The organism is Xanthobacter lutulentifluminis (assembly GCF_043194675.2).
Taxonomy (GTDB): Bacteria; Pseudomonadota; Alphaproteobacteria; order Rhizobiales; family Xanthobacteraceae; genus Xanthobacter.
On sequence record NZ_CM195525.1, the window covers coordinates 4,335,040 to 4,348,819 of the forward strand.

At 71.6% G+C, this 13,780-nt stretch carries 11 protein-coding genes; 9 read left to right on the forward strand and 2 right to left on the reverse strand.

The features are described from left to right. Nucleotides 1-51 precede the first annotated feature (51 nt). Nucleotides 52-984: a ring-cleaving dioxygenase gene (locus V5F49_RS20045; protein ID WP_394115037.1), complete on the reverse strand. Its 933-nt coding sequence runs from the start codon at nt 982-984 to the stop codon at nt 52-54. A 360-nt stretch (nt 985-1,344) separates the two neighbouring features. Between V5F49_RS20045 and V5F49_RS20050 the strand changes: the two genes are divergently transcribed. Beyond that, a complete protein-coding gene (locus V5F49_RS20050) occupies nt 1,345-2,691 on the forward strand; it encodes a tetratricopeptide repeat protein (protein ID WP_394115038.1) in 1,347 nt (448 codons plus the stop codon). Between the two features lie 11 nt (nt 2,692-2,702). Continuing rightward, nucleotides 2,703-3,755, forward strand: coding sequence for a FecR family protein (locus V5F49_RS20055; RefSeq protein ID WP_394115039.1), 1,053 nt, complete (start codon nt 2,703-2,705; stop codon nt 3,753-3,755). A gap of 493 nt (nt 3,756-4,248) precedes the next feature. On the opposite strand, the gene V5F49_RS20060 is transcribed toward V5F49_RS20055, so the two are convergent. Further along, the gene (locus V5F49_RS20060) at nt 4,249-5,430 is read right to left on the reverse strand and encodes a hypothetical protein (RefSeq protein ID WP_394115040.1); all 1,182 of its coding nucleotides are present in this window, start codon (nt 5,428-5,430) and stop codon (nt 4,249-4,251) included. Between the two features lie 224 nt (nt 5,431-5,654). On the opposite strand from V5F49_RS20060, the gene V5F49_RS20065 reads away from it, so the two are divergent. The 7 genes from V5F49_RS20065 (at nt 5,655) to xdhB (ending at nt 13,718) form a co-directional block, all read left to right on the forward strand. Beyond that, a complete protein-coding gene (locus V5F49_RS20065) occupies nt 5,655-6,662 on the forward strand; it encodes an ABC transporter substrate-binding protein (protein ID WP_394115041.1) in 1,008 nt (335 codons plus the stop codon). Nucleotides 6,663-6,692: 30 nt separating this feature from the next. Then, on the forward strand, nt 6,693-7,313 hold the full coding sequence (locus V5F49_RS20070) for a glutathione S-transferase family protein (protein ID WP_394115042.1): 621 nt from the start codon (nt 6,693-6,695) through the stop codon (nt 7,311-7,313). 53 nt (nt 7,314-7,366) lie between these two features. Further along, a complete protein-coding gene (locus tag V5F49_RS20075) occupies nt 7,367-8,149 on the forward strand; it encodes an ABC transporter ATP-binding protein (protein ID WP_394115043.1) in 783 nt (260 codons plus the stop codon). 202 nt (nt 8,150-8,351) lie between these two features. Then, nucleotides 8,352-9,191: an arylamine N-acetyltransferase family protein gene (locus V5F49_RS20080; RefSeq protein ID WP_394115044.1), complete on the forward strand. Its 840-nt coding sequence runs from the start codon at nt 8,352-8,354 to the stop codon at nt 9,189-9,191. 37 nt (nt 9,192-9,228) lie between these two features. Beyond that, complete coding sequence (locus V5F49_RS20085) at nt 9,229-9,999, forward strand: ABC transporter permease (protein WP_394115045.1); 771 nt, start codon at nt 9,229-9,231, stop codon at nt 9,997-9,999. 3 nt (nt 10,000-10,002) lie between these two features. Next, a complete protein-coding gene (locus tag V5F49_RS20090) occupies nt 10,003-11,412 on the forward strand; it encodes a xanthine dehydrogenase small subunit (protein WP_394115046.1) in 1,410 nt (469 codons plus the stop codon). Beyond that, entirely contained in the window at nt 11,409-13,718 is a 2,310-nt protein-coding gene (gene xdhB / locus V5F49_RS20095) for a xanthine dehydrogenase molybdopterin binding subunit (protein WP_394115047.1), read from the forward strand. The genes V5F49_RS20090 and xdhB overlap by 4 nt, the downstream gene beginning before the upstream one ends. The last annotated feature ends 62 nt before the right edge of the window (nt 13,719-13,780 follow it).

Sequence of the window (13,780 nt, forward strand, 5' to 3'; positions counted from 1 at the left end):
CCTGTGGGGGATGCCCCGGCCGCGCTCGGGGCGGCGCGGCCGGGTGCCGGTTCAGGCGACGGCGGGGAGAACCGCCTCGATCTCGGTGCGATGGGCCTCGTACTGCGCCGGCAGCTTCAGCGCGGTGCCGAGGCTTTCGGGCGCCTCGTCCACCGCGAAGCCGGGCTCGTCGGTGGCGATCTCGAACAGCACGCCGCCCGGCTCGCGGAAGTAGACGGACCGGAAGTAGTTGCGGTCGCGCTGTTCGGTGACGTGGCGGCCGTGGCGCGCCGTCAGCTTCTCCACCATCTGCGCCTGCGCCGCGTCATCGGCAGCGCGGAAGGCGATGTGGTGGACGCTGCCGCGCCCCTGCCGCCCGGGCAGGAAGCCGCCGGCCTCGCGGATGTCCACGATGCCGCCCACGGCCGTGCCCGGCGCGGTGAAGCGCAGGCGGGTGCCCTCGCGGCCGGTCTCCTCGAAGCCGAACACGTCGGTGAGGATGGCGGCGGTGGCGCCGGCCTCCTTCAAGAGCAGCGTGACCGAATGCACGCCGCGGATGGCCGCGTCCTCCGGCACCTCGCCGCCGGCCCAGGCGGGCTCGGCCTCGATGCCCGGCACGCCGACGAGGGCGAGGCGCATGCCGTCCGGGTCCTTGAAGGCGAGGACGGTAGCGCCGAAGCGCTTCTCCGGCAGGTCCGGGGTGAGGCCGCGCGAGATCAGGCGGCTGGTCCAGTAGCCGATGGCGGATTCGGGGATGCGGAACGCGGTCTCCTGGGTCTCGCCGACCCCGGCGCGGCCTTCGGCGGCATGCTCCCAGGGAAAGAAGGTGATGATGGAGCCGGGGCTGCCGGCGGCATCGCCGAAATAGAAGTGATAGGTGCCGGGATCGTCGAAGTTGACGGTCTTCTTCACCAGCCTGAGGCCGAGGGTGCGGGTGTAGAACTCAAGGTTCCGGCGGGCCGGGCCGGCGATGGCGGTGATGTGGTGAAGTCCGCTGCTGTGCATGGTCTTGTCCTCCGCGCCGGGAAGTTCGCTTCGGCGTTGATGTCAATTTAAGCAAAGAACGAATGGTTAAAAGTCCAAGTTCATTGCGAACGCGCAAACTCGATATGCGCCGCCCCGATCGCGGGGGAGGCACCGCGGTAGGGAGGGGCATGTGCGGTTGTGGCAAAAAAGCCGGCAGGGTCAGGAAACGTTCAGCATCCGGTGAGATTCCGGTGGCCGGCGAATCCCCTTTCGCAGCGCGAGATGTTAAGGAGCAGTTAAGGGCAAGGGGCGGGGCCTTGCCAGCAACGGCCGGAAAGATCGGGCATGCTGGTAATGCAAGACAGTTGCGGAAACAGGACAGGTGCGTCTGGCCACCGGTTGCACCGGGCGGTTCTGCGCGCGGGCGCGGCGCTGCTGGTCGCGGCGGCGGTCGGCTTTGGCGCGGGAGCGGCGACGGCGGCGCAGCAGACCGCGGTGGCGGATGCCGACCCCGAGTTCAACGCCCTGTTCCATCAATCCATGAAGCGCCCGGCGGATGTGGAGCTTGCCTTCCGCCTCGCCCGTCGCGCCATCGAGGTGGGCGACTACGAGGCCGCCATCGGCGTCTACGAGCGCATCCTGTTCTACAACCCCAATCTGGTGCGGGTGAAGCTGGAGCTGGCGCGGCTCTACTACCGGCTCGGGGCGTATGAATCCGCGCGGTCCTATTTCCAGCCCATCTCCCAGTCGCCGGCGCTGTCGCAGGCCGAGCGGGACAATGTGGCCGCCTATCTGGTGGAGATCGACCGCCGGCTCGAGACCAACCAGTGGAGCGTCTATGCCCAGGTGGGCGTGCGCTACCAGTCCAACGCCAATTACGGCCCCTCCAGCCGCCTGGTCCTCGGCCAGGACGTCAGCGCCCTGCTGCCGCCCGGCGCGGCCGCGCAGGCGGACGGCAACGCCTTCGCCCTCGCCACCATCCGCCACGTCTACGACTTCGGCAACCAGCGCGGCGACGTGTGGGAGAGCAACCTCAACCTGTATTACTCGCAGCAGTTCCAGCTGGACCAGCTGAGCCTCGGCTATGCCGAGTTCAACACCGGCCCGCGCTTCGCTTTGCTGCCGGATGCGCTGCCCGGCTCCTCCATCCGCGCCTATGGCATCGCCGGCGGCGTGACGCTGGGCGGCGACGGCTACGTGGGCACCTACGGCGCCGGCGTCTCGCTCTACGCGCCCTTCAGCATCTATTTCGCGGTGGAGCCCTTCCTGGAGCTGCGCCAGCGCGACTACCAGAGCTCCGCCGACTACCCCACCGCCGGCTTCCAGAGCGGCACCATGTGGACCGCCGGCGCCAATTTCTCCGGCCGGGTCACGGACGACTGGGGCTGGCGCGCGCGCTTCGCCTACAACGATGCCAGCGGCGAGCTGCCCTGGTATTCCTACACCAACTGGTCAGTGGACCTCGCCCTGCCCATCGAGTTCCAGGGCCTGTGGGGCGTGAAGCGCTGGATGGCGATCCCGACCATCGGCTACTCGCGCTATGCCTATGACGCGCCGAACCCCTTCATCACCCGCTTCATCACCGAGACCGACAACCAGTACCGGGTCGGCCTCGCCCTCGACGTGCCGATCCACGAGCAATGGGGGCTCTTGACGCAGATCCAGTACAGCTGGTCGAACTCGACGCTGCCGAACTATGCGTTCGACAATTTCAGCGTCTCCGTCGGCCCGAACGTCCGGTTCTGAGGAGCGCCGCCATGCAGATCCGCACCCCCGCCCGGCGCGTCGCCTTCCTGCTCGCCTCGGTCGCCGCCGTCGCCCTCATCGCCGCCACCGCGCCCGCCGGCGCCCAGCAGCAGGTGGGCACCGCCGCTGCCGTCAATCCCCGTTCCGTGGGCGGCGCCCGCGTGCTGGAGCTGGGCTCCAGCATCATCCACCGCGAACGCATCGAGACCAGCGCCTCCGGCAGCGTGCAGGTGATGTTCGTGGACAAGACCACGCTCAACATCGGCCCCAACTCCAACCTGCTGATCGACGAGTTCGTCTACGATCCCAACGCCAAGAAGGGGTCCATGGCGATCTCGCTCACCAAGGGCGCGGTGCGCTTCGTGGGCGGCAATGCCAGCCACACCGACGGCGCGGAGGTGAAGACCCCCGTCGCCACCATCGGCATCCGCGGCGGCGTCGCGGCCATCACCCATCGTGACGGCGAGACGCAGGCCATCCTGCAGTTCGGCATCCTCACCATCGTCGGCCCCTCGGGCGAGACGGTGGTGGTGCGCCGGCCGGGCTTCATGGTCACGGTGGGCCGCGGCGGCATCGCCGGCCCCACGCGCGTGCCGCAGGGCGTGATCGACGCCATCATCGCCCAGACCCGCAGCCGCACCGGCCAGAACGGCGGCCGGCCGGACCCGACGCCCGACGTCACCGGCCTCGACCGCGGCGCGGCGCACCCCTGCTCGGTGCCGGCGCAGGGCCAGACCACCATGGATCTCGCCGCCGCCGCCTGCCGCTATGTGAACACGCGGATGGAAGGCGAGGCCAACGAGATCGCCCAGCAGGCGGCGCAGCAGAACCAGGGCAACGTGGTGCTGCCCATTCCGCAGCCCTATGGCTATGGCTCCGGCGGCATCCCCAACTTCCCGAATTTCCCCGGCCTGCCGGGCTTCCCGGGGTCTCCCGGCGGCTATGGCGGCGGGGGCGGCGGCTTCCCGAACCTGCCGGGCCTGCCCGGTTTTCCGGGCTTCCCCGGCTTTCCCGGTGGCGGCATTCCCGGCGGTGGCACGGGCGGCGGGCCCATCGGCTACTGAGCCGGCCGGCGGCGCCGTGTCGCGGGGCTGATGTCTCGTGGCCCGGCGCTGCATCGTTGCCGCACACGGCGCGCGGCGGAACCGATCCAGCCGCGCGGGCGGGCGCTGTGTCGGGGGCCGCGTTCCGGTGCTCCGGCCGGCGCCGCGCCCGCCACCCTTCGGGCATGAGCCCGGCTAAGCGCATCCCGCCCCCGGCGAGATGCTTCCCGCTCCGCGGGAGCAGGTCCGCCGGCACAGGCATGAGCGCGCCGGAGCGCTCGGCACGCCCGTGATCGGGGGGCCGATGCCTGCGCACGGGCCGGGGGCCGGACCCGCTGCAATGTCCCGGCGCGATGTTCCGTGGCGGTCCGCGTCTGCCGCGCCCGTCTCGCCGCAGGTTCCTCCGCCTGCGTTCCGGCCACGGAAGCCGGCCGCGCTGCACGGTCTCCACCCAAGCCGGATCTGCACCCGAGCCGGGTTTCCGCGCGCCGGCGTCCGCGCCACCCCGAATGCGCTACAGCAGCGCCAGCGTGCGGGCGGTGAGCACCTCCAGCGGGTCGGGCGTCATCAGGGCGCGGTGCATCTCGCCGGCCGCCCGCGCCAGCATCAGCGCGTCTTCGTCGGCATACATGGCGCGCAGGCTCTCGCCGGCGAGGCGCGCGGCGGGGTCGAACAGCGGCACATGGCGGCTCACGCCGGCCGCGGCCAGCGCCTCGGCGTTCAGATAATGCTCCACATGCAGGCTGAGGGTGAATTGCGGCACGCCGGCGAGCAGCGCCTCGGAGGCGATGCCGGCGCTGCCCTGGTGCAGCACCAGACGGCTCCCGGCCAGCGCCGCGCCGATGGCGACCGGGCGCTCGTGCACCCGCGCGCGCGCCGTCGCCAGCGGGCCGGTGATGAGCGAGCCGGCGCGCGGCACGTGGATCTCCAGCGCCGGCCCCAGCGCCACCAGCGCCGCCAGCACGTCCGCGCGGCCCGCCACTTCCGGATGCAGATAGGCGAAGACGGTGCGGGCATCCTCCCGCGCCGGGCCGATGGGGGCGGCGAGCACCGGGCCCTCCGCGTCGCGCGTGCGCAGGTCGGCATACGGATCGATGAGCGGAAAGGTGCGCACGAACACGTCGTCGCCGGCGAACAGCGCGCCGATGCGCTCCAGCGGGGCCATGCCCTCCCCGGCGAGGGCGATGTTGAGGGCGCCCATCACCTCGGCGTCAGTGTGCCGGGGCGGGGCGAAATCGTGCTGCAGCGGCATTTCCGGGAGGTGGGAAGGCGGCAGGCAATAGGCGGTGCCCGCCTGCATGATGCGGCAGCGCCCGCGCGCCGCCACCGCCGCGAGCGGGGAGTAGTCGCAGACCATCAGGTCCGGCCGCTCGGCATCGAGGATGGCGCGCCAGCCCCGGAGCACGGTGGCGACGCCGTCCGGGTCGCGCAGCCCGAGGCGGGCAAGGGTATCGGTGAGGGTGGCGGAGGCGGCCAGGGCGTCGCCGGGGCGCGGCGCGGGATCGGGCCAGACGGGGGCCTGGATCAGCCGGATGCCGGCCTCCACCAGCGGCCGCGACAGCTCGGTGAAGCGGACCGCCGCCGCCACCTCCGCCCCGGCGGCGCGCAGCCGCCGTCCCAGCTGCGCCAGCTGGGTGGTATGGCCGAAGCCGCGACCCTGCTCCCAGGCCAAGAGCACGCGCCGTCGTCCGCTCACGCCCAACCCTCCGTTCGCTTCCGCGATGACGCAGCGGCGTCCGCTTGTCCAGCGCCGCGGGTGCGCATCGCTCGCACAAGATTTGGGCAGATGCCTATACTGTCGGCGGTCACGCTGCGCCTACTGCGCAGGCACTGACGCACCTTCGCGCAGTTCGGCATGGCACGGCCGTTGCAGAAAAACGCGCGAAAGCGCGGCAGCCCGCGCTCAGGGAGGCGTTTGCCATGAAGCCGATGCGTTATCTCTTCGCCGCCGCGCTGGCCGCCCTCGCGGTGGCGCCGGCCGCCGCGGAGACGGACGTGAAGTTCGCGCTCGACTGGAAGTTCGAGGGCCCGTCCGCCCCGTATTTCGTCGCGCTCGACAAGGGCTACTACAAGCAGGAGGGGCTGAACGTCACCATCGACAGCGGCCCCGGCTCGGTGGCCGGCATCGCGCGGGTGGCGGCGGGGACGTATCCGCTCGGCTTCTTCGACATCAACTCGCTCATGAAGTTCCGCGACCAGAACCCGGACAAGCCGGTGAAGGCGGTGCTCATGGTCTATGACGAGCCGCCCTTCTCCATCGTCACCCTGAAGAAGACCGGCATCGCCAAGCCGAGGGACCTCGAAGGCAAGACGCTCGGCGCGCCCGCGCCCGACGGCGCCTTCGCCCAGTGGAAGGCGTTCGTGAAGGAGAACGGCATCGACGCCGACAAGGTGAAGATCGAGAACGTGGGCTTCCCCGTGCGCGAGCCCATGCTCGCCGCCGGGCAGGTGGACGCCATCACCGGCTTCTCCTTCTCCTCCTATTTCAACCTGCGCCAGAAGGGCGTGCCGGCGGACGACATCGTGGTGATGCTCATGTCCAAGTACGGCCTCGTGCTCTACGGCAACGCCATCATGGTCAATCCGGACTATGCCAAGGCCCATCCGGAGGTGGTGAAGGGCTTCGTGAAGGCCACCATCAAGGGCCTCATCGACACCGCCAGGGACCCGAAGGCGGCCATCCAGTCGGTGATGAAGCGCAACGAGACCGCCGACGAGGCCATCGAGCTCGCCCGCCTGGAGATGGCGCTGCGCGACAACATCGTCACCGATTGGGTGAAGGCCAACGGCATCGGCGACGTGGACCCGGCGCGGCTCGCCAAGTCCATCGACCAGGTGGGCATCACCTACGACTTCAAGGCCAAGCCCACCGCCGCCGACATCTTCACCAGCGAGTTCCTGCCCCCGGCGGCCGACCGCAAGATGTGAGCGCGGCCAGCGCCGGCGAGGGAGAACGCGATGCGGCTTCTCGGCATGTACGGCTCCGGCAATTGCTGGAAGGCGGCGCAGATCCTCGACCTCACCGGCCACGCCTTCGAGTGGGTGGAGGTGGACGGGCTGGCGGGGGGCACCCGCACGCCGGAATTCCTCGCCCTCAACCCCATCGGCAAGGTGCCGGTGGTGGTGCTCGACGACGGGACGGCGCTGCGCGAGAGCAACGCCATCCTGCTGCATTTCGCCGAGGGCACGCCGTGGCTGCCCCCGCCCGGCCTTGCGCGCACCCGGGTGCACGAGTGGCTGTTCTTCGAGCAGTACAGCCACGAGCCGGCCATCGCGGTGGCGCGCTTCCTGATCGCGTGGAAGCGCGAGGGGCACCTGCACGCCGCGCGCCTCGCCGAATGCGCCACCCGGGGCGCGGCCGCCCTCGACGTGATGGAAGCGCATCTTGCCGCCGCGCCGTGGCTGGCAGGGGAGGGGCCGACCATCGCCGACCTCGCGCTGTTCGCCTACACCCACCGGGCGGAGGAGGCGGGCTTCGACCTTTCCCGCTGGCCCGCCGTCGCCGCCTGGGTGGAGCGGCTTGCCGCGCTGCCGGGCATCAAGACCATTCCGCCGCTCGCCCAGATCCTCGCGCGCTGAGGCGCGCCGCGGCCGGGATCAGTCCCGCCCGCGACAGACGAAAGGCCCGGACCGTGATCGTCCTCGACGACGTGACCCTGACCTATCCCGGCCGCACCGGCCCGGTGCCGGCGCTGGCCGGCACCACGCTGCACGTGCGCAAGGGCGAGTTCGCCGCCGTGGTGGGCCCCTCCGGCTGCGGCAAGTCCACCCTGATGAAGCTGGTGACGGGCCTCATCCGCCCCACCTCCGGCACGGTGAGCGTGGACGGGCAGCAGGTGACCGGCCCGGTGAAGATCGCCGGCATGGCCTTCCAGCACGCCAACATGCTCCCCTGGCGCACCGTGCTGCAGAACGTGATGCTGCCGCTGGAGATCGTGGAGCCCTACCGCCGCCGCTTCTCGCGCGACAGGGCCGCGTTCCAGGACAAGGCCATGGCGCTTTTGAACGTGGTGGGGCTCGGCGCCTTCGCCGATCGCTTTCCGTGGGAGATGTCCGGCGGCATGCAGCAGCGGGCGTCCCTCTGCCGCGCGCTCATCCACCAGCCGGCGCTGCTGATGCTGGACGAGCCGTTCGCCGCGCTCGATGCCTTCACCCGCGAGGAATTGTGGTGCGTGCTGCGCGACCTCTGGCAGGAGCTGGGCTTCACCGTGATCCTCGTGACCCACGACCTGCGCGAGGCCGGCTTCCTCGCCGACACCATCCATGTGATGAGCGCGCGCCCCGGCCGGATCGTCGAGACGCGGCGGGTGGAGTTTCCCCGCCCGCGCGACCTCGAGGTCTGCTACCGGCCCGAGTTCACCCAGCTGGTCCACGAGCTGCGCAGCAGGATCGCCGAAGTGCGGCAGGCGGCCTGACGGTGGCGGCGCCCGCGCGCTTCACCGCAAGGCGGCCCCTGCCGCCGGGGCGGATTGTTGCCGATTGCTCCCGGCCGGCGTTTCATGGGCCCGCTCCGTCCGCAGGGACGCCGGCAGGGATCCGCGCGCCGGCAGGACCGCCGGCGACAGCGCGCGGTCTTTGCGCCGGCCTCTCCCGGCGGTCCGGAGGCAAGGGGGCCCCATGAGCGATAATTCCCTGAGCGATCATTCCCTCTCCGCCTATTTCCACCGCATCGGCTACACCGGCACGCCGCGTGCCGACCTCGCCACGCTCGCCGAGCTGCAGGCGCGGCACGTGCGCGCCATTCCGTTCGAGGGGCTCGACCCGCTGGTCGGGCGCCCGGTGAAGCTTGATCTTCCGGCGCTGGAGGCCAAGCTCGTCGCCAGCCGGCGCGGCGGCTACTGCTTCGAGCACAGCGTGCTGTTCAAGGCGGTGCTGGAGCGGATCGGCTTTGCCGTGACCGGGCTGACGGGCCGCGTGCGCTGGATGTCGCCGCCGGACAGTCCGCTCAGCCCGCGCGAGCACATGCTCCTCGCCGTGGAGGCGGACGGCGCGGCGCGGCTGGTGGACGTGGGCTTCGGCGCCTGCCTCGTGGATGAGCCGCTGCTGTTTGCGGCCGATGTCGAGCAGCCCACGGCGCTGGGCACCTTCCGCCTCACCGCGGCCGACGGGCTGTTCCATCTGGCGGCCCGCCAGCCGGCCGGCTGGCGCACCATGTACGTGTTCGACATGGTGCCGCAGATCCATGCCGACTACGAGCTCGGCAACTGGTACACCTCCACGAGCCCCAACGTCCCGTTCCTGCACATCCTGATCCTGGAGCGCCTCGCGGCCGACCGGCGGCACAAGCTCATCGCCGACCGGTACATCATCGAGGGGCGCGACGGCGAGCGGCTGGAGGAGCACCCCATCGAAAGCGCCGACCAGCTGGAGCGGGTGCTGGAGGATGTCTTCGGCATCACCCCGCCGGTTCCGGTGGCAGACCTGTTCGCCCGCGCGGCGGCCGCACCGCGCGCGTGAGCCGGGCGAAAGACCAGAAGGAGCGATGTGAGGCGACATGAAACTCTCCGCGGAAGACATGGCCCCCATCGCCTTCACGGTCGGCCTGTTCGTGATCTGGGAGGCGGCCTGCCGCCTGTTCCATATCGACACCTTCATCCTGCCCGCGCCGACCGACATCTTCGCCGCCATGGCAAAGTATTGGTGGCCGCTGTTGAAGAACTCGTTCGTCACCCTGTGGACCACCATGGCGGGGTTTGCCATCGCGGTGGTGTTCGGCATCGCGCTGGGCATCGTGGTGGGCTGGTCGCGCACCATCTATCGCGGGCTCTACCCGGTGATGATCGGCTTCAACTCGGTGCCGAAGGTGGCGGTGGTGCCCATCCTCATCATGTGGTTCGGCATCGGCGAGATTCCGGCCATCCTCACCGCCTTCCTCATCTCCTTCTTCCCCATCGTGGTGAACGTGGCCACCGGCCTTGCCACCACCGAGCCGGAGCTTGAGGACGTGCTGCGCGCGCTCGGCGCCTCGAAGCTCGACATCATGCGCAAGGTGGGCATCCCGCGCACGGGGCCCTACCTTTTCGGGGCGCTGAAGGTGGGCATCACCCTCGCCTTCGTGGGCGCGGTGGTGTCCGAGACCATCGGCGCCAACGCGGGCGTCGGCCACCTGATGGTGCAGGCGGGCTCCAACTTCCAGATGCCGCTGGTGTTCGCCGGCCTGGTGGTGCTCGCGGTGGAAGGCATCGCCATGTACGCCGTCTTCGCCGCCTTCGAGCGGCGGATGGTCGGCTGGGCCTTCCGCTCGTCGCAGAGCGCGGGGGGCTGAGGCGTGGCCGTCGCCTTCCTGCTCAACGGCGCGCGGGTGGAGGAGGCGGCCGCCGCCCCCTCCATGACGGTGCTCGACTGGCTGCGCACCCGCCGCCATCTCACCGGCACCAAGGAGGGCTGCGCGGAGGGCGATTGCGGCGCCTGCACCGTCGCGCTCGCCCGGCCGGGGCCGGACGGGACGCTCAAGTGGGAGGCGGCCAATTCCTGCATCCTGCTCCTGTCGCAGATCGACGGCGCGGCGCTGCTGACGGTGGAGGGCCTCGCCGCCGGCGATGATCTCCACCCGGTGCAGCGCGTGCTGGCGCAGAGCGACGGCACCCAGTGCGGCTTCTGCACGCCGGGCATCGTCATGTCGCTGTTCGTGCTGCGGCAGGAGGGCGCCGCCGGGCCGGTCACCGATGCGGACATCCACGAGGCGCTGGCGGGGAATCTGTGCCGCTGCACCGGCTATCGCCCCATCGTCGATGCCGCCCGCGCCCTGTGCGCCGACGCGCCCGCCGCCGAGCCCGTTCCCGAGCCGCCGGCCGGCGCGCTCGAGGTGGCGGGGGAGGGGGAGGCGCATCACCTGCCGCAGACCCTGGCCGAGCTGGTGCGCCTGCGCGCCGCCGATCCGGAAGCGGTGATCCTCGCCGGCGCCACCGATCTCGGCCTCATCCCGGCCAGGAAGCGGCGGGGCTTCGCGCGCGCCATCTCCACCCGCCGCGTCGCGGAGCTGAGGCGCATCGCGCAGGAAGACGGCGCCCTCGTGCTCGGCGCCGCCGTCACTTATGCGGAGGGGCTTGCCGCGGTGGAAGCGGCCTATCCCGCCTTCGGCGCGCTCATCCGGCGCATCGGCTCGCGGCAGATCCGGGCCATGGGCACCTTCGGCGGCAATCTCGCCACAGCCTCGCCGGTGGGGGATACGTTGCCGGTGCTGCTCGCGCTCGACGCCGAGGTGGAGATCGCCGGCCCGGCCGGGGCGCGCCGCATGGCGGTGGACGATTTCATCACCGGCTATCGCCGCACCGCGCTCGCACCCGACGAGGTGATCGCCGCCATCCGCCTGCCGCTGCCCGTGGCGGGAGAGACGCTCCATGCCTGGAAGCTCTCGCGCCGGTTCGATCAGGACATCTCCACCCTGCTCGGCGTGTTCCGGGTGGCGGGCACGGGCAGCGCGGCGACGCTGCGGGCGGCGGCGTTCGGCGGCATGGCGGAGCGGGCGAAGCGCGCCCGCGCGCTGGAGGCGCTGCCCGGCGGTGCGCTCGCGGCGTCTGCCGAGGTCGTCTCGGCGGCGCTCGCCACCGATTTCGCCCCCATCGGCGACCACCGTGCCTCCGCCGCCTATCGGCGTGAGGCGGCGGCCAACCTCGTGGCGCGGCTCGCCCTCGCGGTCACCCGTCCCGACCTGCCGCTGGAGCTCGAAGCCCTATGAGCGCGTCCGATGCCGGCGCCGGCGGAGGGCGCGTGGTCCATGCCCCGGCCCGGCACGAGAGCGCGGCCGCCCATGTGAGCGGCCGTGCCATCTATATCGACGACATGCCGGAGCCGCCCGGCCTGCTCCATGCCGCGCTGGTGCTGAGCCCGCATCCGCACGCGCGCATCCGCGCCATCGACCTTGCCGCCGCCCGCGCGCTGCCCGGCGTGGTGGCGGTGGCGGCCGGCGACATTCCCGGCATCAACGACATCGCCCCCATCCGCACCGGCGAGCCGGCGCTGGCGGAGGGGGTGGTGGAATACGTCGGCCAGCCGGTGGCGGCGGTGGCCGCGCCGACGCTGGACGCCGCCCGCGCCGCCGCCGCTCTGGTGCGCATCGACTACGAGGAGCTGCCAGCGCTGCTCGATCTCGACGCCGCCTATGCCGCCGGCGCCCGCGTCGGCCCGGACCAGCAGGTGGGGCGGGGCGACATGGAGGCGGCGCTGGCCGCCGCGCCGCTGCGGGCATCGGGAGAGGTGCGCTGCGGCGGGCAGGACCATTTCTACCTCGAAGGCCAGATCGCCCTCGCCGTGCCGGGGGAGGACCGCGACATGCAGGTCTTCTCCTCCACCCAGCACCCCACGGAGGCGCAGCACGGCGTCGCCCATGTGCTGGGCCTGCCGTTCGCGGCGGTGACGGTGGAGGTGCGGCGCATGGGCGGCGCCTTCGGCGGCAAGGAGAGCCAGGCCACCATCATCGCCGCCGTCGCCGCGCTGCTCGCCCACCATGCCCGCAGGCCGGTGAAGCTGCGCCTGCCGCGCGAGGTGGACATGGAGGCCACCGGCAAGCGCCACCCCTTCCGCATCCGCTGGACCGCCGGCTTCGACGCGGACGGCCGCATCGCCGGCCTCGACATGGAGTTCGCCGCCGATTGCGGCAACGTGGCCGATCTTTCCCCGGCGGTGGTCTCGCGCGCGCTGTGCCATGCGGACAATTGCTATTTCATCCCGGCGGCGCGCTATCGCGGCGTGCTGGTGAAGACCAACACCGTCTCCAACACCGCCTTCCGCGGCTTCGGCGCGCCGCAGGGCATGCTCGCCATCGAGGCGGTGGTGGAGGGCATCGCCCGCCATCTCGGCCGGCCGGTGGAGGAGGTGCGCGCCGCCAACTACTACGGCGACGCCCCGCGCAACGTGACCCCCTACGGCCAGGAGGTGGAGGACAACATCATCGCCGAGGCCATGGCACATCTCGATGCGGCGGCGGACCTTCCGGCATGGCGGCGCGGCATCGAGGCGTTCAATGCGGCGAGCCCGGTGATCCGCAAGGGCCTCGCCACCATGCCCATCAAGTTCGGCGTGTCGTTCAACCTGACGACGCTGAACCAGGCCGGCGCGCTGGTGCATGTCTATACCGACGGCTCGGTGCACCTGAACCACGGCGGCACCGAGATGGGGCAGGGCCTGTTCGTGAAGGTGGCGCAGGTGGTGGCGGATGCGTTCGGCATCGCGCTGGACCATGTGCGCGTCTCGGCCACCAGCACCGCCAAGGTGCCCAACACCTCGCCCACCGCCGCCTCCTCCGGCTCCGACCTCAACGGCATGGCGGCGCTGGTGGCGGCGCGGGAGATCCGCGGGCGCATGGCGAAGGTGGCGGCGGCGGAGCTGGGGGTGGACGCGGCGGAGATCGTGTTTGCGCACGGGCAGGTGGGGGCCGGAAACCGCACCCTGCCGTTCGGCGAGGTGGCGAAGCGGGCGTGGCAGCAGCGGGTGCAGCTTTCCGCCGCCGGCTTCTACAAGACGCCCAAGATCCATTTCGACATGGCGACCTCGCAGGGGCGGCCCTTCTATTATTACACCTACGGCGCCGCCGCGGCCGAGGTGGCGGTGGATACGCTCACCGGCGCGGTGCGGGTGCTGCGGGCGGAGATCGTGCAGGATTGCGGGCGCTCGCTGAACCCGGCCATCGATCTCGGGCAGGTGGAAGGCGCGTTCGTGCAGGGCATGGGCTGGCTCACCTGCGAGGAATTGCGCTGGGATGCGGCGGGCCGGCTCGCCACGCGCGGGCCCTCCACCTACAAGATCCCCGGCTCGCGCGACGTGCCGCCGGACTTCCGCGTCCACCTGATGGACCGGCCCAACCGCGAGGAGACGGTGCTGCGCTCGAAGGCGGTGGGCGAGCCGCCTCTGATGCTGGCCATCTCGGTCTGGCTCGCCATCCGCGATGCCATCGCCGGCCTGCCGGGGGAGGGGCCCGTGGTGCTCGACGCCCCGGCCTCGCCCGAGCGGGTGCTTGCGGCGGTTGCCACCCGGCGCGGCCGCTGAGAGGGCGACGGGCGCGGTCCGGACGCTTTCCCATCAGCGTGCCGGGACGGGCGGATGGCGCC